Genomic DNA, 18983 nt, shown 5'->3' with positions numbered 1-18983 from the left:
CGTTGACGGGCGGCCGCGTTGAACCCCACGGACCGGGAGGCCCCCGACTTCCGACCGCTCGTCCAAGCAGGGGTTTTCGTGGTGGAGGCCGGGATGGAGATCATCTGCGATGTCGTGACGGTGCCGGCCCGGCAGGGGCTGGAGGCGGTCGACATCCTCCGGCGCGGCACCGCGGAAGCGGTCGGTCCCGTTCTGCACGACGACGGGGGCGGCACGCTGGGTTTCCTGGTGCCGCCGGGGACGGCCGAGGCGTGGGACATGCCGGGGAGCACCTGCACCGGTACCGACGGGCGCGGCACGATCCTGGCCCCCGAGCCGCCGGTGGAGGGCTCGGACTGGCTGCTGCCGCCCGGGCAGGCGGACCTGGCGACGGACCCCGCGGTGCTGCGCGAGGCCCTCGGGGAGGCGGCCCGGACGATCAGGGCGGCGGACAGCTGCCGCTGAGGCGCCGGATCCGCAGCCCGGGAGCGTATGCCCTGCTTACCGACCGGACCCCGATAATGACCCCATGGGAAAGTCGAGGAGCGGCCGGCGCAGACAGGCCGACGCGGAGGCCGTCGTCGAGAGCGTCGACGGCGGGCTCGCCGAGCTGATCCCCGACCGCGAGCGGGCCCGCGCCTGGACCCTGGTGATCGACGGAGCCCCGCAGTCGCACGTCGACCTGGACGATCCCGCGTACCTGTCCTTCGAGTACCAGCGCCGGCTCGGGCACCTCGTCGACCTCGCCGCCCCGCCCGGCCGGCCCGTGCACGCCGTGCACCTCGGCGGCGGCGCGTTCACCCTCGCCCGCTACGTCGCCGCCACCCGGCCCCGCTCCACCCAGCAGGTCGTCGAACGGGACGCCGCTCTCGTGCAACTGGTCCGCCGAGAGCTGCCGTTGGATTCGAACGCCCGGATCCGCGTGCGGTCCGTCGACGCCCGCGAGGGTCTCGCCAAGGTGCCGGACGGCTGGGCCGATCTGGTCGTCACCGATGTGTTCAGCGGGGCCCGGACACCGGCCCACCTGACCTCGACCGAGTTCCTCGACGATGTGCGCAGGGCCCTCAAACCCGGCGGTGTCTACGCCGCGAACCTCGCCGACGGGCCGCCGCTGGCCCACCTGCGCGGCCAGATCGCCACCGCCGCCGCCCGTTTCGAGCAGCTCGCGCTGGTCGCCGACCCGGCGGTGCTGCGCGGCAAGCGCTTCGGGAACGCCATCCTGGTCGCCTCCGACCACCCGCTGCCCGTCGCCGAACTGACCCGCCGCGCCGCCTCCGACCCGCATCCCGGCCGGGTCGAACACGGCAGGACGCTCACCGACTTCACCGGCGGGGCCGTGCCCGTGACGGACCTCGCGGCGGTGGCGTCCCCCGCGCCGCCGGCATCGGTGTTCAGATGACCCCGTACGGCGCGTGACCCCGACGGCACTCCGTACTTCTCTCCGTAGTCACTTCTCTCAGTAGTTCCCGATCTCCACGCGCGGCGGTCCGTCGTGCCAGGTGCAGAACACCGACACCCGGTCCGCGCCCGAGGAGAACTCCACGCGGATCCACGACTCCGTCTTCCACACCTGCATCGACCAGCCCGCCCCGGGGGTCGCCGAGACCAGGGAGGCGGAGGTCCGCCCGAGGTCGAAGACGACCCGCCCGCCGTCGGTGTCGTAGCTCTTCACCTCTCCGGGCGCGGAGGCGGAGGCCGGGGCCCTGGGGGAGGGGCTGGACGGTTCGGCGGGGGCCGGGCTCGGCTTCTTCGGGGCGGGCGGTGCGCTCGGGGTGCGCCGCGGCGGACTCGGCGCCGGGGTCGGTGTGGCCGACGGCTCCGGCTTCTGCCCGGTCGCGTCGGCGGCCTTGATGGGAAGGGCGCGCGGAGGGTCGTAGGCCGTGCCCGCCATCACCGTGTGGACACCCCACCACGACAGCGTGACCGCCGCGCCCGTGGCGAGCAGCCAGGCCATTACGTGTACGAGTCCTCTGCGCATCGCGGGCCATACTGCCCCACGGGTCCCACGAGTTGTCCACAGGCGAGAGTTGTCCACAGGCCCGTACCCGGCTGTTCGAGATGGCGTACGGTGCGGCGCATGGCACGTGTACTCGTGGTCGAGGACGACCAGTTCGTACGCTCGGCGCTCATCCGGCACCTGACCGACGCCTCGCACACCGTGCGCAGCGTGGGTACGGCACTGGAGGCGCTGCGCGAGGTCGCCCATGTTCGCTTCGACGTGGTGATCCTGGACCTCGGACTGCCCGATCTCGACGGGTCCGAGGCCCTGAAGATGCTGCGCGGCATCACGGACGTGCCGGTGATCGTCGCCACGGCCCGGGACGACGAGACGGAGATCGTCCGGCTGTTGAACGCGGGAGCGGACGACTATCTGACCAAGCCCTTCTCGGTCGAGCACCTGTCGGCCCGCATGGCGGCCGTGCTGCGCCGCGCCCGCTCCGGAGCCGGCGAGGGGGAGCCGTCCCCGGTGATCCGGGTCGGCGGTCTGACCGTCGACCCGCTGCGGCGCCAGGCCGAGCTGGACGGCGCCCGGCTCGACCTCACCCGCCGCGAGTTCGACCTGCTCGCCTTCCTGGCCCGCCGGCCCGGCGTCGTCGTCCCCCGCAAGGAGTTGCTCGCCGAGGTGTGGCAGCAGTCCTACGGCGACGACCAGACCATCGACGTCCATCTGTCCTGGCTGCGCAGGAAACTGGGCGAGACGGCCGCCAACCCGCGCTATCTGCACACCCTGAGGGGCGTCGGTGTGAAGCTCGAACCGCCGGGGGCGGAGGTGCCGCGATGAGGTGGGCCCTGGTCAAGGTGTCGCTCGCGGTGACCACCATGGTCGTGCTCGCCTTCGCGGTGCCGCTCGGGCTCGTCATCCGGGAGATGGCCCGGGACCGCGCTTTCTCGGGCGCCGAGCGGGAGGCCGCGGCCGTAGCCCCCGCCCTGTCCATCACCACCGACCGCGATCAGCTCGAGCGGGTCGTCGCCTCCGCCGGCTCCGACGCCGGGATGGCCGTGCACCTGCCGGCGGGCGACGGCCAGGACGCCATCGAGCTCGGGCGGCAGCGCGCCGCCGACCAGGACATCGCGGCCGTGCGGAAGCTGGGCCGCGCCTCCTCCACCGGCGTCGCCGGCGGCTCGACGCTGCTCCAGCCGGTCGCGCTGAGCACCGGCGAGATCGCGGTCGTCGAGGTGTACGTACCGGAGTCCGAGGTCACCAACGGCCTGGGCACGGCCTGGGCGGTGCTCGCCGCGGTCGGTGTCGCGCTGATCCTCGGCTCGGTCGCGGTCGCCGACCGGCTGGGCGTGCGGATGGTCCGGCCCGCGAAACGCCTGGTCGAGGGGGCGCGTGAACTGGGGGAGGGCAAGCTGGGCGCCCGGGTGCCCGAGGAGGGCCCGACCGAACTGCGGCTCGCGGCGGTCGCGTTCAACTCCATGGCCGACCAGGTCGTCCAACTGCTGGCGAACGAGCGAGAGCTGGCGGCCGACCTGTCCCACCGGCTGCGTACGCCCCTGACCGTGCTGCGGCTGAACACCGCCTCGCTCGGCGAGGGACCGGCGGCCGACCAGACCCGGACCGCGGTCGAGCAGCTGGAGCGTGAGGTCGACACCATCATCCGTACGGCCCGGGAGGCCAAGCCGCAGACGGCGGCGGCCGGTCCGGGCGCCGGGTGCGACGCGGCCGAGGTGGTCCGAGAGCGGATGGCGTTCTGGTCGGCGCTGGCGGAGGACGAGGGCCGCAAGTGGCGGGTGGCCGGGGCCGAGCGGCCGGTGCGCATACCCGTGGCCCGCGCCGACCTGGCCGCCGCGCTCGACGCGCTGCTCGGCAACGTCTTCCGGCACACCCCGGAGGGCACCGCCTTCGCGGTGGACCTGCACAACGGCGAGGACGCGGTGATCGTCCTCGTGTCCGACGCGGGCCCCGGCATACCCGACCCGGCGGCCGCGATGGCACGGGGCCGCGGCTCCGGGAGCGACGGCTCGACCGGGCTGGGCCTGGACATCGTGCGCCGGCTCGCCGAGTCGACCGGCGGGGACGTGCGGATCGGCTCCTCCGTGCTCGGCGGGACCGAGGTGCGGATCTGGATCCAGCTGGACGGAAGAGCGCCGGTCAGCGGGGGGCACCGCGGGGCGGTGCGACGCCGGCGGCCGGGCAGGCTGGCCGCCGCCTACCAGCGCTCCCGCTCCGCCTGACCGAACCGCTCTCACGGGTCGGTCACGTTTCGACAAATGAAGTCAACGGCTCTTGACGCATGACCAGACATGCGGCTGTCATTGCGCCACCGTGTTCGGTCAAGTTGATTTCTGGTCGATTAAGACCAGGTTTCACGCCACACCCTCGTGGCCGAACCCTGCACCCAGGAGCCGTTCATGCACGACCTCTCCCCCTCCGGACTCGCTCTCCCCGCTCCCAGCCGCCGCACCCTGCTGCGCGGCGTCGGTGGCGCCGCCCTGCTCGGCGCCGGCATACCCCTGCTGAGCGCCTGCGGCGGCAGTGGCGCGGCTGCCGATCCGAAGACGGTCAGTCTCGGATCGAACTCCTCGGACGCGGTGCCGAAGAAGGCGTTCGCGGAGATCTACGCCGCCTTCACGAAGCAGTCCGGCATCAAGGTCGATGTGAACACCAAGGACCACAACACGTTCCAGGAGCAGATCAACTCCTATCTGCAGGGCACGCCGGACGACGTGTTCACCTGGTTCGCGGGGTACCGGATGCAGTTCTTCGCGTCGAAGAAGCTCGCCACCCCGATCGACGACGTGTGGCAGAAGATCGGCGGGGACTTCCCCGAGGCGATGAAGAAGCTCAGCAAGGGCGAGGACGGCAAGTACTACTTCGTGCCGCTGTACACCTACCCCTGGGCGGTCTTCTATCGCAAGAGCGTCTTCGCCCAGCACGGCTACGAGGTCCCCACCACCTGGGACGATTTCGTCGCCCTGTGCAAGCGGATGAAGAAGGACGGGCTGGTCCCGATCGCCTTCGGCGACAAGGACGCCTGGCCGGCGATGGGCACCTTCGACCAGATCAACTTCCGCACCAACGGCTACGACTTCCATGTCGAGCTGATGGCGGGCAAGGCCTCCTGGACCGATGCGAAGGTGCGCAAGGTCTTCGACCACTGGACGGAGATCCTGCCCTTCCACCAGGACGGCGCGGTGGGCCGCACCTGGCAGGACGCGGCGCAGACGCTGGTGGCGAAGAAGGCGGGCATGTATCTGCTGGGCACCTTCGTCGGCCAGCAGTTCACCGACAAGGCCGACTTGGACGACCTGGACTTCTTCGCCTTCCCGGAGATCGACCCGGCCTTCGGGCAGGACACGGTCGAGGCGCCCACCGACGGCTTCATGCTGTCCAAGGCACCGAAGAACAAGGCGGGAGCGGTCAAGCTGCTGGAGTACCTCGGCACCCCTGAGGCCGAGCAGATCTACCTCAAGGCCGACTCCAGCGTGGTGGCCGCCTCCACCAAGGCCGACACCTCCTCCTACACCGCGCTGCAGAAGAAGTCCTTCGAGATGATCTCGGGCGCGAAGAGTCTGACGCAGTTCATGGACCGCGACTCCCGGCCGGACTTCACGTCCACGGTGATGCAGCCCGCGCTGCAGAACTTCGTCCGCAACCCCAAGAACGTCGACAGCATCCTCTCGTCGATCGAGCGCCAGAAGAAGACGATCTTCGCCTCCGCATGAGCACCGACACCACCACCGAGAACCCGGAGGCGGCCGCCGAGCCGTCTCCGGTCGCTCCCCGCAAGAGCCCGACGGGCCACCGTCGCCTCCTCACGCGCCGCGACCGGATCACGCTGGGTCTGATGGCGGGCCTTCCGACGATCCTGCACGTCGCCCTGGTGTGGCTGACGGCGCTCGCCTCCATCGCGCTGGCCTTCACCAGCTGGAACGGCATCGGGTTCGACTCCATCCAGTGGGTCGGCCTGCAGAACTTCAGGGAACTGTTCACCAGCAACCCGCAGTTCTGGCCGGCCCTCGAGCACAACGTCGTCTGGTTCGTGGTGCTCATCCTGCTGCCCACGCCCTTCGGGCTGTTCCTCGCCGTGCAGCTGGACAAGAGGATCCGCTTCAGCCGCGTCTACCAGACCGCGTTCTTCCTGCCGGTCGTGATGTCGCTGGCGGTCATCGGGTTCGTCTGGCAGCTGGTCTACAACCCCGACACGGGCCTGATCAACAGCGTCATCGGCGCCAACAAGCCCGGCCACTACATCGACTGGATCGGCGACCCCGACCTCAACCTGTGGGCCGTACTGATCGCCGCGTCCTGGCGGCACGCCGGCTACATGATGATCCTGTACCTCGCCGGTCTGAAGGGCGTCGACCCCGCCCTGCGCGAGGCCTCCGCCCTGGACGGTGCCAACGAGTGGCAGACGTTCAAGAACGTCGTCTTCCCCACCCTGCGGCCCACCAACACCGTCGTCCTGGTCGTCACCATCATCGAGGCGCTGCGCGCCTTCGACCTGGTCTTCGTCTTCAACAAGGGCGCCCAGGGCACCGAACTGCTGTCGATCCTGGTGACCAACAACATCATCGGCGAGTCCAGCCGCGTCGGATACGGCTCCGCCATCGCCGTCGTCCTGCTGGTGATCTCGCTCGCGGTGATCATTCCGTATCTGATCGCCACCTTCCGGAAGGAGCGGCGCGCATGAGCACCGTGAGCGCACCGGTCAGGCAGCGCACCCCGATCCGCCCCGCCCGGATCCTGCTGCACACCTTCCTCGTCGTCACGGCGCTCGCCTGGCTCGCGCCCCTGGTGTGGGCGCTGCTCGCGGCGATGCGGCCGTACGCGGAGACCAGCGAGAAGGGCTATGTCTCCTGGCCCGACAAGCTGACCCTCGACAACTTCACCAACGCGTATCAGCAGTCCGACATGACGCACTACTTCGTGAACACCCTGATCATCGCCGTCCCGGCGGTGCTGCTGACGCTGCTGCTGTCGTCGATGGTCGCCTTCTACGTCAGCCGCTTCGACTTCCGGGTCAATCTGTCGCTGCTGCTGCTCTTCACGGCGGGCAATCTGCTGCCCCAGCAGGTCATCATCACCCCGCTGTACCGCCTGTACCTGCTGATCGACCTGCCCGGCATCACGATGAGCGGCAAGCTGTACGACTCCGCGCTCGGCCTGGTGCTGATCCATGTGGCGTTCCAGTCCGGCTTCTGCGCGTTCGTGCTCAGCAACTACATGCGGTCGCTGCCGCACGAGCTGACCGAGGCCGCCCTGGTCGACGGTGCCTCCGTCTGGCGGCTGTACTGGCAGATCGTGCTGCCCCTGTGCAAGCCCGCGATGGCCGCCCTCGCGACCCTGCTCTCCATCTGGATCTACAACGACTTCTTCTGGGCCATCGTGCTCATCTCCACCGGCGAGAACATGCCCATCACCTCGGCGCTGAACAACCTCTCCGGCCAGTACTTCACCGACCCCAACCTGGTCGCCGCCGGCGCCCTGCTCACCGCGATCCCGACCCTGATCGTCTACTTCGTGCTCCAGCGCCAGTTCGTCAGCGGCCTGACCCTGGGGGCCAACAAGGGCTGATCCAGCTACGTGATCGGGTGCGGGAGCCGGAATTCAGAACTCCAAAGACAGCGGGGCGCGGCACCCCCCGTCGGGTGCCGCGCCCCTTCCCCGCTCCCCCAGGGGGTGGCCTACGCGGCCGGCTCCAGTGGCGGCAGCGCCCCGGTGCGGGCCGCCTGCCCGTACCACAGCGCGCTGGACTTCGGCGTCCGCTGGAGCGTCGCGTAGTCCACGTACACCGCGCCGAAGCGCTTGCCGTAGCCGTACGCCCACTCGAAGTTGTCCAGCAGGGACCACAGGAAGTAGCCGCGGACGTCCGCGCCGTCGGTGATCGCGCGGCGGACCGCGGACAGATGGCCGTGGAGGTAGGAGACCCGCTCCGGGTCGTGCACCCGGCCGTCCGAGTCGATCTTGTCGTCGTAGGCCGCGCCGTTCTCCGTGATGTACAGCGGCAGGCCCGGCGCCTCCCGGGTGTAGCGCATGATCAGCTCGTGCAGACCCGTCGGGTCGATCGTCCAGCCCATCTCGGTGCGGTCACCGGGCGTCTGGTGGAAGGCGACGTCGCCGGCGGCCGGCCACGGCGAGTGGTCGCTCGACCCATGGCCGTCGGCACGCGGCGCCCGCGCCGCCGCGTCCGCCGCCGAGACCAGCGCGGGCGTGTAGTAGTTGAGGCCCAGCGCGTCCAGCGGCTGGTTGATCAGCGCCAGGTCGCCGTCCAGGACGTGGTCCCAGTCGGTGAGGCTCGCCGTCGCCTCGTACAGCGACTCCGGGTAGGCGCCGTGCAGGATCGGGCCGTGGAAGACCCCGTTGGCCAGGTCGTCGATCTTCCGGGCCGCCGCCAGGTCCGCCGGGCTCTGCGAAAGCGGCCGCACCGTCGCGGAGTTGAGGGCGATCGCGACCTGGTTGCGGGCCGGCATCACCGACCGCAGCGCCGACGCGCCCAGCCCGTGCGCCAGGTTCAGATGGTGCGCGGCACGCAGCGAGGCCGCCGGATCCGTACGGCCCGGGGCGTGCACCCCGGACGCGTAGCCGAGGAACGCGCTGCACCACGGCTCGTTGAGCGTCATCCACTGCTCGACGCGGTCGCCCAGCGCCTCACCGACGATCTGCGCGTACTCGGCGAAGCGGTACGCCGTGTCGCGCTCCGGCCAGCCGCCCGCGTCCTCCAGCTCCTGCGGCAGATCCCAGTGGTAGAGCGTGACGGCCGGCTTGATGCCCTTGGACAGCAGCTCGTCGACCAGCCGGCGGTAGAAGTCCAGTCCCTTCTGGACGGCCGGGCCCCGGCCGGTCGGCTGCACCCGCGACCACGAGACGGAGAAGCGGTAGGCGCCCAGGCCCAGGTCCGCCATCATCGCCACGTCCTCGCGGTAGCGGTGGTAGTGGTCGACAGCGATGTCACCGTGGTCGCCGCCGACGGTCTTGCCCGGCGTATGGCTGAAGGTGTCCCAGATCGACGGCGTACGGCCGTCCTCCCGCACCGCACCCTCGATCTGGTACGCGGAGGTGGCCGCGCCCCAGACGAAGGCGGGAGGGAAGGTCACCGAAGTGGCCGGGTTCTCGGAGTCAGACATGGAAGCGCTCCCATAGGGGGTCGTGGAGAGGCGACGGGTGGAGGGGGAAGGGGAGTTCATGAGCAGGGGCCGGAGCGGCACCGGTCCGGCCCCCTGCGGAACGGGCGGGGGCGTCAGCCCTTCACGGCGCCCTGCATGATGCCGCCCACGATCTGCTTGCCGAAGATCGCGAAGACCAGCAGCAGCGGCAGCGTGCCCAGCAGCGCGCCCGCCATGATCAGGGACTGGTCGGGGGTGTACCCGCGGCCCAGGCCCGCGACCGCGACCTGCACGGTCGGGTTGCCCATCTGGGTCAGCACCAGGAACGGCCACATGAAGTCGTTCCAGGTCTGCACGAACGTCAGCATGCCGAGCACGGCCATCGCGGGCCGCGCAGCCGGGAACACCACGTGCCACACCACGCGCCAGCTGCTCGCCCCGTCGACCCGGGCGGCCTCTATGATCTCGTCCGGCAGTGCCTGGAGCAGGTACTGCCGCATGAAGAACACACCGAACGCGCTTACCAGCGACGGGAAGATCACCGCCTGCAACTGGTCCGTCCAGTCGAGCTTGGCGACCATCATGTACAGCGGGATCACGCTCAGCTGGGGCGGCACCATCATCGTGCCGATCACGATCAGCATCAGCGCGCCACGGCCCCGGAACCGCAGCTTGGCGAAGGCGAAACCGGCGATCGTCGAGAGGAAGACGATCGTGGCCGCCGAAACACCCGCCACGATCGTGGTGTTGAGGAACGCCTCACCGAGATTGGCGTCCTTCCAGGCGATCTCCAGCTTGTCGAACAGTCCGGAGCCGAACCAGAACGGCGGCGGCGTCTGCGCGAGCCGCTGGTTGTCACGCGAGGCGGCGATCGCCGTCCACACCAGGGGGAACAGCGACACGATCGTGAACACGATGAGGATCGCGTAGGCGATCGGACCGCCGTGCAGCTGCCCGCCGGCCCGTGCGGACTTGGGCAGACGCGGGCGTTTGGACTCTTTCACGGGCGCACCGGGCGGCGGCGCGTCGGGGGGCGTCACAGTCGTCGTCACGGCCACCACTCCTTAACTACTGGCGCGCAGCCGGCGCGAGATGACGTAGTTGACGATGCCGATGACGATCAGGATCAGGAACATCGTCCAGGCGATCGCCGAGGCCCGGCCCAGATGCTGGGCGACCCAGCCCTGCTCGTACAGATACAGGCCGAGCGTCTGGAACTGGTGCTCCGCACCGCCGGACGTGCCCTTGTTGGCGTCGAACAGCAGCGGCTCACCGAACACCTGGCTCGCCCCGATCGTCGACACCACACAGGTGAACAGGATCGTCGGACGCAGCGCCGGCAGGGTCACATGGATGAACTGCTGCCAGCGGTTGGCCCCGTCCAGGGCCGCCGACTCGTACAGGTCATGGGGGATCGCCTGCATCGCGGCCAGGTAGATCAGCGCGTTGTAGCCGGTCCAGCGCCAGATGATGATCGTCGAGACGGCGATCTGCGAGGGCCACTTGTCGTTCTGCCAGTCGAGCGGGTCGACGCCGACGAAGTCCAGCGCCCAGTTGATCATGCCGTAGTCACGGCCGAAGAGCAGCACGAACACCAGCGAGGCGGCGGCGATCGACGTCGCGTACGGCGCGAGCATCGCGACCCGGAAGAAGGTCGAGGCCCGGAGCTTGTAATTGAGGATGTGGGCGATGCCCATCGCCATCAGCAGCTGCGGGACGGTGGAGATGATGCCGATGGTCAGGGTGTTCTTCGCCGCGTTCCAGAAGAAGTCGTCGTCGAAGATCCGGGTGTAGTTGCGCAGCCCGACCCAGTTCATGTCGGTCGGCGCGGTCAGCTCCACCTGATGCAGCGAGGCCCAGCCCGTGTAGATCAGCGGGAACAGGCCGAACGCGATGAACAGCAGGAAGAACGGGGACACGAAGGCGTACGGGCTCCAGCGGATGTCCCGCTGCCAGCGCCGGGACAGCCGGTCCCGGCGCCGCCGCTCCTTCTCCGCCCCCGCGGCGTCCCCGGGCGGGCGGCCCGGGGCCGCGCCCCCCTCGGCGGGGGGCGCGGCGGTGTCGTGACGGGTGGCCATACGGGTCACTGATCCAGCTTGTTGTCGATGGTCTTGACCGCGGACTCCCAGGCCTCCTTGGCCGACTTGCCCTTCGTCACCAGGATCACGCCGTTGTCCGACAGACCCTGCATGATGATCTGGTCCTTCGGGCCGATCACCTGGACCGGGGCGGCCTTGGCGGCCTCGGCGAAGATCGGGCCGATCTCCTGCTTACCCGTCATCTCGTTGGTGGCGCCCGTCACTTCGGGCATGGTGTAGGTGGACGGGGCGCTCGGGAAGCTGGCCTGCACCTTGAACAGCTTCGCCTGCTGCTCCGGCGCGGTCAGCCAGGTCACGAACTTCTGGGCTTCCTTCACGTTCTTGCCGCTCTTCGGCACGGTGAGGAAGGTGCCGCCCCAGTTGCCGCCCTTGGGCGCCTCGGCCACGGCCCACTTGCCGGCCGCGTCCGGCTTCGCGTTGCCCTTGATCGTGCCCAGCATCCACGGCGGGCAGGCGATCGCGGCGAACTTGTTGTTGGCGATCGTGGAGTTCCAGGACGGCTGGAACTGCGTCTGCGACTGCACCAGGCCCTTCTCAGCGGCCTCGGAGGTCAGGTCGAAGGCGGCCTTGACGGCAGGGTTGGTCTTGTAGATGACCTTGCCGGAGGAGTCGTAGAACTTCTCCTTCTCGCTGCCCAGGATCGCGTTGATCAGACCGCCGGGGGAGTCCATGAAGAAGGTGCCCTCGGGAGCCTTCGACTTGTAGCGCTCGCCGACGTCGACGAGCTTGGCCCAGTCACCGGCCCACAGCTTGCCGACCTCGGCCGGGTCGGTGGGAAGACCGGCCTGCTTGAAGAGGTCCGTGCGGTAGCAGATCGCCATCGGTCCGACGTCGGTGCCGAGGCCGATCGTCTTGCCGTCCTTGGTGGTGGCCTGCTGCCACTTCCAGGGCAGCCACTTGCTCTTGTCCACGCCAGGCGCCTTGGACATGTCCTCGAGCTTGTCGGCCTGGGTGGCCGTGACCTCGGCGATGTTGGCGACTTCGACGGCCTGGACGTCCAGCAGACCACTGTTGGTGGTGAGGTGGTTCAGCAGGGCCGGGTAGTAGTTCTCGTTCCGCTCGACGACGTTCTGCTCGATCTTGATCTTCGGGTTGAGCTTCTCGTACTCGTCGTAGAGGCCGGCCTCCTTGAAGCCCATGGTGCCGAAGAGCCCCACCGAGATCGTGGTCTTGCCGCTGCTGTCGCCGGACGAGGAGCCGGAACTGTCGTCGCCGCCGTCGTCGGCACAGCCGGCCAGCAGCCCGGCGCCCAGCGACGCGACGGCCGCGACGACCATCGCCTTGCGGGCGGTTCGGATGCGTGCTCGCATGTCGTCCTCCTGTTGCCCTGACGTGCCGACCCCCCGGCCAACTGCAGTGTTGGACCCGTTTTTACTCGCTTCGGCTCGGGCGGGGAACGTGCGGGTTGTGTATGTGTCAGGTACTGTGGGAGCGCTCCCACCGGTGATGTGTTGAAGGTTGTCCGGTCGGGGCGGGGGTGTCAAGGGACCGGACAGGGAGAGATGCGTTCAGTTATCGGGCCGTTAACTGGACCCGGGCCGAGGCCCGTTGCGGCCCGGGCCGGCGGTGTCGAGCCGGCCGGACCGGCTCGTGAAGGCTCGAGCGGAGGCCGGGGGCGCGAGGCCCTCGGTGGCGGTCACTACAGCTGACGAGCCTGTTAAATTCCAGGCCAGCCGCAGAGTGCGGGTGTGGACGGGAAGGCGGAGCCCATGGCAAGCCACGGAGCGCGGGGCCGAAGCGGTGGCCGGCCCACCCTCGAAGAGGTGGCGGCGCGCGCCGGTGTCGGCCGCGGCACCGTCTCCCGGGTGATCAACGGCTCGCCCCGGGTCAGCGACGCGACCCGCGCGGCCGTCGAGGCGGCGGTCGCGGAGCTCGGCTACGTACCGAACACCGCCGCGCGCGCCCTGGCGGCGAACCGCACGGACGCGATCGCCCTGGTCGTCCCCGAGCCGGAGACCCGGTTCTTCGCGGAGCCGTACTTCTCGGACATGCTGAAGGGCGTCGGGGCGGCGCTCTCCGACACGGAGATGCAGCTGCTGCTGATCTTCGCGGGCAGCGACCGCGAACGCGCCCGCCTCGCCCAGTACCTGGCGGCTCACCGGGTGGACGGTGTCCTGCTGGTCTCCGTGCACGCGGACGATCCACTGCCCGACCTGCTGGCCCAGCTGGAGATACCCGCGGTGATCAGCGGCCCGCGCTCCTCGGCGGAGACCCTCCCGTCGGTCGACTCCGACAACTACGGCGGCGGCCGCCAGGCCGTCGAGCACCTGTTGTCCGGTGGCCGCCGCCGGATAGCCCACATCACCGGCCGTCTCGACGTCTACGGCGCCCAGCGCCGTATCGAGGGCTACCGCGACGCCCTGAGCGACGCGGGTCACGAGGCGGACGAGGCACTGATCGAGGCGGGCGACTTCACGGAGGAGGGCGGCCGCCGCGCCATGGCGGCCCTGCTGGAGCGCCGCCCCACCCTGGACGCGGTGTTCGCCGCCTCCGACGTCACCGCGGCCGGTGCCCGCCAGGCCCTGCGCGAGGCGGGCCGCCGCATCCCCGACGACGTGGCGCTCGTCGGCTACGACGACTCCGCCATCGCCCGCCACATGGACCCGCCCCTCACCAGCGTCCGCCAGCCCATCGAGGAGATGGGCCACCGCATGATCGACCTCCTCCTCACGGAGATCGCCGACCGCCGCCCCTCGGCCTCCCGGGGCCTGGAACGACGCCAGATGGTCCTGGCCACGGAGCTGGTGTCCCGGGCGTCGTCGTGACGGGCGCGGGGGTCATGTCCTGGCCGGTGCCGGCCGCCGGAGCAGGTAGGCGGCCGCCGTCGAGACCAGGACGGCCATGCACGCGATGAACACCAGGCCCGCGCCCTCCAGGCCGATGGGGCCCGTCAGCAGGCCGACGCCGATCACCGGGACCGAGATGCCCGCGTAGGCCACCACGAACAGGGCCGAGATCACCGCGGCGCGCTGGTGCTCGGGCGAGGCCCCGGCCACCTCGGACAGCGCGCCGCGGAACGCCAGCCCCTGCCCGGTCCCGCCGATGAGCGCGCTCAGCACCACCAGCGCCATCAGGTCCCACCGCAGCGCGCCCGCGAGCAGGGCGAGACCGGCGAGGAGCCCGGCGCAGCCCAGGGGGAGGGAGCGCCGTACACCGACCCGGCCGACCGCGAGTTGGCCGGCGGTCGAGGCGAAGAAGGCCAGCGCGACGATCAGCCCGCTCACGGCGTGGTCGGTCACGCCCAGGGACTCGGCGAGGAACTCGGGGCTGACCGACGTGAACACCCCGAACAGCGCGAACCCGACGAACGAGGCGGTCGCCGCCGGTCCGAACACCGCCCGCACCTGCGGGGGCAGAGCGGGCCGCCGCGGCCGTACGGTGCGCAGCGGCCGCCGCTCCCGCACGGTCTCCGCGAGCCGCAGCAGAACGGCGGCGGAGACGGCCACCAGGGCGAGATGCGTGAGGAACGGCAGATACAGCGGCCAGGGGGCGTACTGCGCGAGCACACCGGACAGCAGCGGACCGCAGCCCAGTCCGCCCATGTTGGCGGCGGTCGCCACGAACGTGGCCCGGGAGGCACCGCCGTCGGGCGCCAGCTCCATCACGTAGGCGGTGGCCGCGCCGGTGAACAGCCCGGCGGACAGTCCCGACAGCAGGCGCCCCGTGTACAGCCAGCCGAGCCCGGTGGCGCACAGGAAACAGACGGCGCTCGCAGCCGCGAGGCCCAGGCCGCACAGCAGCACCGGGCGTCTGCCCACCGCGTCCGAGGCGTTGCCGACCAGCAGCAGCACACCGATGACCGCGAAGGCGTACAGGGCGTACACCACGGTCACCGTCAGCTCGGAGAACCCGAACTTGTCCTGATAGAGGGGGTAGAGGGGGGTCGGCAGCGTGGTGCCGGCCATGCATACGGCGAACACCGCCCCGCTGAGCACACACGCGCGCCACCCTCGGCGTCCACCGTCCATGCCGCGACGGTAGCCCCGCCTGCCGCGCCGCCCCGGAGAGGCGCGCAAAAAGCTTCAGCCGGTGGCTTCATCGAAGCCACCGGCTGATTACTCAGGGTGAGTGACGGGACTTGAACCCGCGGCATCCTGGACCACAACCAGGTGCTCTACCAGCTGAGCTACACCCACCATGACCGGCTTGGAGGTCAGTGACTTCCCTGACCGGCCGAGAAAAAGTGTACAGGGTCCGAAGGGGTGCTCGCGCCCGGCTTTCGCGGCGCCCCTCGCCGGGCCCCCGGATGCCCTTACTGAGCAGGCAGGACGTGCTTCGCGGCGATCGTCTTCGCCGTGTCCGAGTCGGGCCCGGGCTGCGGGACGAACACGGCCTCGCGGTAGTAGCGCAGCTCCGCGATGGACTCGCGGATGTCGGCGAGCGCGCGGTGGTTGCCGTTCTTCTTCGGGCTGTTGAAGTACGCCCGCGGGTACCAGCGACGGGCCAGTTCCTTGATCGACGACACGTCGACGATCCGGTAGTGGAGGTAGTCCTCCAGCGTCGGCATGTCGCGCAGCAGGAAGCCGCGGTCCGTGCCGACGGAGTTGCCGCACAGCGGGGCCTTGCCCGGCTCCTTGACGAACTCCCTCACGTAACCCAGGACCTGTTCCTCGGCGTCCTTCAGCGTCGTGCCGTCCGGCAGTTCGGCGAGCAGCCCGGACGAGGTGTGCATCTGACGCACCACGTCCGGCATCGTCTCCAGCGCCCGGTCCGGCGGCCGGATGACGATGTCCACGCCTTCGCCGAGCACGTTCAGCTCGGAGTCGGTCACGAGGGCGGCCACCTCGATGAGCGCGTCGTCCGACAGCGAGAGGCCGGTCATCTCGCAGTCGATCCACACCATGCGATCGTTCATGTGCCTAACCTTACGGCCCACTGCCCCGAGCTCGGCCCGGCCGTGCAGTGACCTTGTCGTCGAAGATCGGCCCGCTCTGAAAACGGCTCCGGAAACGGGGCCGGGCCCGCGGGGAGGTCTTCCTCCCCGCGGGCCCGGTCACCGGCTCACGTCGCGCTGCGCTGCCCCGGCAGACTCGCCCGGGCCGATATGTAGGCCTCCCGCCCGTTGTCGGACGCGGCCGACGCCGACAGGGCCGGGGACGTCCCGACCGCGCTCGCCGCCGCCGTACGGCGGGACTGGAGCGGGACCGGGTGCTCCGGGTGCAGCGCGGCGGGCGCCTGCCCGGGATGCCCCGGGTGACCCGGCATGCCGCCCCCGGGACCGCCCGGCCCGCCGTCGACGTCCTGGGGCCGTTCGGCCTGCGGACGACGGGCGCGGTACGCCGCCCGGTACGCGGCCGGGGACGAGCCCAGCTGGCGGCGGAAGTGCCCGCGCAGGGCGACCGGCGACCGGAAGCCGCAGCGTCCCGCCACCTCGTCCACCGAGTAGTCCGACGTCTCCAGCAGGCGCTGCGCCTGGAGCACCCGCTGTGTGATCAGCCACTGCAGCGGGGCGCTCCCGGTCAGCGAGCGGAAGCGGCGGTCGAACGTACGCCGGCTCATGTACGCGCGTGCCGCCAGTGTCTCCACGTCGAACTGTTCGTGGAGGTGCTCCAGCGCCCAGGCGACGACCTCCGCGAGGGGGTCGGCGCCGATCTCCTCCGGTAAAGACCTGTCGAGGTAGCGCTCCTGGCCGCCCGACCGGCGCGGCGGGACCACCAGGCGGCGGGCCAGCGCGCCGGCCGCCTCGTTGCCGTGGTCCGTCCGCACGATGTGGAGACAGAGATCGATTCCGGCCGCGGTGCCCGCCGACGTCAGCACGTCCCCGTCGTCGACGAACAGCTCGCGCGGATCGACGTGCACCGACGGATAGCGCTTCGCCAGCGTCGGCGCGTACATCCAGTGTGTCGTCGCGGGCCGGCCGTCCAGCAGGCCCGCCGCCGCGAGGACGAAGGCGCCGGTGCACAGCCCGACGATGCGGGCGCCCTCCTCGTGGGCGCGGCGCAGCGCGTCGAGCGCCTCGTCCGGTGGCGGAGAAGTGATCGAGCGCCAGGCCGGTACGACGACCGTGCCCGCCCTTGAGATCGCTTCCAGGCCATGCGGTGCGCTGAGTTCGAGGCCCCCTGTGGTCCGCAGCGGGCCGTCCTCACCGCCGCACACCAGCAGTCGGTAGCGCGGCACGCCGGCGTCCTGGCGGTCGATCCCGAACACCGACAGTGGTATGGAACTCTCGAAGATGGGGCCGCCGCTGAACAGCAGCACCGCGACGATCTCCTTGCGGCGTCGCCCGGAAAGCTTCCGGACGCCGGCTTCCGGCGCGGCAGTGGAGTCGTGGCTCATAACTGCTAAGCCCCCCTCGGTGGTCGCGGCTCCTCGGTTGTGTCGCTCCTGCACGTTTCCCCTCGGTCCTGCACGAGTCCCCCGCCGTAGACAGTCAAGATCGAATCTACTGTGTCCCGTCGTGCCGAGGTGGCCGGTTCGGCACTCGGCACATTGTCGACTTGGCAACTTGGCGTGAAGCATTCGATCACGAAGCGTTGCACTCGTGGGGCGTGCAGGGAAGTGCGCCTTGTCGCAGTGGCCAATCCGCGTAGGGTGCGCAGGCCCCCTGAGGCCCTTTCCGTGCAGGTCGAACGGGGGTTGGGGGGTGCTTCGGCAGGGTGATGCACGGGTGTGAGAAGTTGGCTGAAAACCAACGTGCACGTGCACTGAAACCGGTCAGCCGACCGGTGTATCTCCTCCAGTGTGCCGTCCGCCCCGGTGCGACCCCGTTCCGGTGCGGTGGTGCCGCCCCCGGTGGGGTGCCCGGTCCTCGGCCGCGAGCCGGGCCGCGCCGCGCTCCGACTGGCGCAGCAGCACCCGGCAGGCGCCCGTGACGGCGGCGAGCCCGAGGGCCGTGCCGGCGGCGCCGGCCAGGGAGCTGCCGTAGGCGAGGAGCACGGCCGGGACGAGCAGGCAGCTGAAGGCCGCCCAGCGAACCACATCCGTCGCGGTGTCCCGCGGCGGCGGGGCCGCGCGGTCCGCCTCGGCGGCGATGCTGGGTCCGGACATGGGCGCTCCCTGTGGCGTGACTCACGGGGTTCAACGCGTGGCCGGGGCGTCGGTCACTGGGTGAGCCGATCACCCCCACGGGTAAGTGAATCCTGTGCAAACCGCCTGTACAGCGCAGCAACCATTGCGTTACGGGCGTCGCCTCGTGCATGCTCCCTGGAACCCGCACGCACGGCGAGCGGGTTCTGGGCTAAGGAGGCGTGCCGCCGTACCCTTGGGGGTATGGGGTTGGGAAGACCATTCCCGGACACAGCTCCGCCGCACACTGTTGTCCCCCATATAAGGATCACAACGCCGAGACAGCCATGGCCGGTCACGAATTCTTCGAACCAGCGGACCGCAAGCGGCCCGTCGCCGATCCCACGGCGGCCGAGCCCCTGGCGGCGGAAGAGTCACGCCATTCCTGCGATCCCGCCTTCAAGCACGGCGTCGTCGTCGGATTCGACGGCTCCACGTCCAGTGAGCGCGCCCTGGCCTACGCGATCGGGATGGCCCATCGCTCCGGGTCGGGCCTGATCATCGTCCATGTCGCCAACCGGCTGCCGACCACGGTGTGGGCCGGCTGCGAGCCGCCGGTCTTCGTGGACGTGCCGGACCACCGGACCGAGGTGCTCGGGCTGGAGCTGGCGTGTGCGGAGTATCTCGCCGAGGTGCCCTGGATCCTCGTGGAGCGCGGCGGGGACATCTGCCACGAACTCGAAGAGGTCGGGCGGGAGTACGAGGCCGACGCGATCGTCGTCGGGTCGAGCCACGGCATCGTGGGGCGCATCTTCGGCTCGGTCGCGGGGCGGCTCGCCAAGCGGGCGCAGCGGCCGGTCATCGTCATTCCCTGAGTTTCAGCTCCCCTTGTGTGACGCGTAAATCTAC

18 protein-coding genes and 1 tRNA gene are annotated in these 18983 nt (G+C 70.3%); 9 read left to right on the top strand and 10 right to left on the bottom strand.

Annotated features, from left to right (window positions below; genetic code table 11):
* The first annotated feature begins 93 nt into the window (after positions 1-93).
* Together AC07DF_RS26395 and AC07DF_RS26390 are read left to right on the top strand one after the other, a co-directional pair.
* Complete coding sequence (locus AC07DF_RS26395; RefSeq protein ID WP_478976136.1) at positions 94-444, top strand: hypothetical protein; 351 nt, start codon at positions 94-96, stop codon at positions 442-444.
* Positions 445-508: 64 nt separating this feature from the next.
* The gene (locus AC07DF_RS26390) at positions 509-1378 is read left to right on the top strand and encodes a spermidine synthase (RefSeq protein WP_478976133.1); all 870 of its coding nucleotides are present in this window, start codon (positions 509-511) and stop codon (positions 1376-1378) included.
* 57 nt (positions 1379-1435) lie between these two features.
* Here AC07DF_RS26390 and AC07DF_RS26385 read toward each other — a convergent pair whose 3' ends face one another.
* Positions 1436-1957 (bottom strand): hypothetical protein, encoded by a 522-nt coding sequence (locus tag AC07DF_RS26385; protein WP_478976130.1) that lies wholly within the window; start codon positions 1955-1957, stop codon positions 1436-1438.
* Positions 1958-2056: 99 nt separating this feature from the next.
* Here AC07DF_RS26385 and AC07DF_RS26380 point away from each other — a divergent pair, with 99 nt between their 5' ends.
* The 5 genes from AC07DF_RS26380 (at position 2057) to AC07DF_RS26360 (ending at position 7501) form a co-directional block, all read left to right on the top strand.
* The gene (locus AC07DF_RS26380) at positions 2057-2761 is read left to right on the top strand and encodes a response regulator transcription factor (protein WP_382494342.1); all 705 of its coding nucleotides are present in this window, start codon (positions 2057-2059) and stop codon (positions 2759-2761) included.
* On the top strand, positions 2758-4158 hold the full coding sequence (locus tag AC07DF_RS26375) for a sensor histidine kinase (RefSeq protein WP_478976125.1): 1401 nt from the start codon (positions 2758-2760) through the stop codon (positions 4156-4158). The genes AC07DF_RS26380 and AC07DF_RS26375 overlap by 4 nt, the downstream gene beginning before the upstream one ends.
* Positions 4159-4335: 177 nt before the next feature.
* Positions 4336-5649 (top strand): ABC transporter substrate-binding protein, encoded by a 1314-nt coding sequence (locus AC07DF_RS26370; RefSeq protein WP_478976122.1) that lies wholly within the window; start codon positions 4336-4338, stop codon positions 5647-5649.
* Positions 5646-6617: a carbohydrate ABC transporter permease gene (locus AC07DF_RS26365; protein WP_478976119.1), complete on the top strand. Its 972-nt coding sequence runs from the start codon at positions 5646-5648 to the stop codon at positions 6615-6617. The genes AC07DF_RS26370 and AC07DF_RS26365 overlap by 4 nt, the downstream gene beginning before the upstream one ends.
* Positions 6614-7501, top strand: a complete 888-nt coding sequence (locus AC07DF_RS26360; protein WP_478976116.1) for a carbohydrate ABC transporter permease — start codon at positions 6614-6616, stop codon at positions 7499-7501. The genes AC07DF_RS26365 and AC07DF_RS26360 overlap by 4 nt, the downstream gene beginning before the upstream one ends.
* A gap of 110 nt (positions 7502-7611) precedes the next feature.
* Here the strand turns inward: AC07DF_RS26360 and AC07DF_RS26355 are convergent, their stop codons facing one another.
* From AC07DF_RS26355 to AC07DF_RS26340, 4 genes are all read right to left on the bottom strand, one after another.
* On the bottom strand, positions 7612-9051 hold the full coding sequence (locus AC07DF_RS26355) for a GH1 family beta-glucosidase (RefSeq protein ID WP_478976113.1): 1440 nt from the start codon (positions 9049-9051) through the stop codon (positions 7612-7614).
* A gap of 113 nt (positions 9052-9164) precedes the next feature.
* Positions 9165-10082, bottom strand: a complete 918-nt coding sequence (locus tag AC07DF_RS26350; protein ID WP_454364543.1) for a carbohydrate ABC transporter permease — start codon at positions 10080-10082, stop codon at positions 9165-9167.
* Positions 10083-10094: 12 nt separating this feature from the next.
* Positions 10095-11108 carry a carbohydrate ABC transporter permease gene (locus AC07DF_RS26345; RefSeq protein WP_478976109.1) on the bottom strand — a complete coding sequence of 338 codons (1014 nt, stop codon included), beginning with the start codon at positions 11106-11108 and terminating at the stop codon, positions 10095-10097.
* Positions 11109-11113: 5 nt separating this feature from the next.
* Complete coding sequence (locus tag AC07DF_RS26340) at positions 11114-12439, bottom strand: ABC transporter substrate-binding protein (RefSeq protein ID WP_478976106.1); 1326 nt, start codon at positions 12437-12439, stop codon at positions 11114-11116.
* A gap of 399 nt (positions 12440-12838) precedes the next feature.
* Between AC07DF_RS26340 and AC07DF_RS26335 the strand changes: the two genes are divergently transcribed.
* The gene (locus AC07DF_RS26335) at positions 12839-13894 is read left to right on the top strand and encodes a LacI family DNA-binding transcriptional regulator (protein ID WP_478976103.1); all 1056 of its coding nucleotides are present in this window, start codon (positions 12839-12841) and stop codon (positions 13892-13894) included.
* A 12-nt stretch (positions 13895-13906) separates the two neighbouring features.
* Here the strand turns inward: AC07DF_RS26335 and AC07DF_RS26330 are convergent, their stop codons facing one another.
* The 5 genes from AC07DF_RS26330 to AC07DF_RS26310 all read right to left on the bottom strand — a co-directional run bounded on the left by AC07DF_RS26330 (position 13907) and on the right by AC07DF_RS26310 (position 18116).
* A complete protein-coding gene (locus tag AC07DF_RS26330) occupies positions 13907-15097 on the bottom strand; it encodes an MFS transporter (RefSeq protein WP_478976100.1) in 1191 nt (396 codons plus the stop codon).
* Positions 15098-15192: 95 nt separating this feature from the next.
* Positions 15193-15265 (bottom strand) — tRNA-His (locus AC07DF_RS26325).
* Between the two features lie 116 nt (positions 15266-15381).
* Positions 15382-15984, bottom strand: a complete 603-nt coding sequence (gene orn, locus AC07DF_RS26320) for an oligoribonuclease (protein ID WP_478976097.1) — start codon at positions 15982-15984, stop codon at positions 15382-15384.
* 146 nt (positions 15985-16130) lie between these two features.
* Positions 16131-17405, bottom strand: a complete 1275-nt coding sequence (locus tag AC07DF_RS26315) for a helix-turn-helix domain-containing protein (protein ID WP_478976094.1) — start codon at positions 17403-17405, stop codon at positions 16131-16133.
* Positions 17406-17783: 378 nt separating this feature from the next.
* Complete coding sequence (locus tag AC07DF_RS26310) at positions 17784-18116, bottom strand: hypothetical protein (RefSeq protein ID WP_478976091.1); 333 nt, start codon at positions 18114-18116, stop codon at positions 17784-17786.
* 305 nt (positions 18117-18421) lie between these two features.
* Between AC07DF_RS26310 and AC07DF_RS26305 the strand changes: the two genes are divergently transcribed.
* Entirely contained in the window at positions 18422-18949 is a 528-nt protein-coding gene (locus tag AC07DF_RS26305; RefSeq protein WP_382494304.1) for a universal stress protein, read from the top strand.
* Positions 18950-18983: the final 34 nt, after the last annotated feature.

Source organism: Streptomyces sp. NPDC044719 (genome assembly GCF_056433405.1).
The sequence above is the reverse complement of the archived record's forward strand: the minus strand, read 5'-3'. Positions and strand labels throughout refer to the sequence as shown.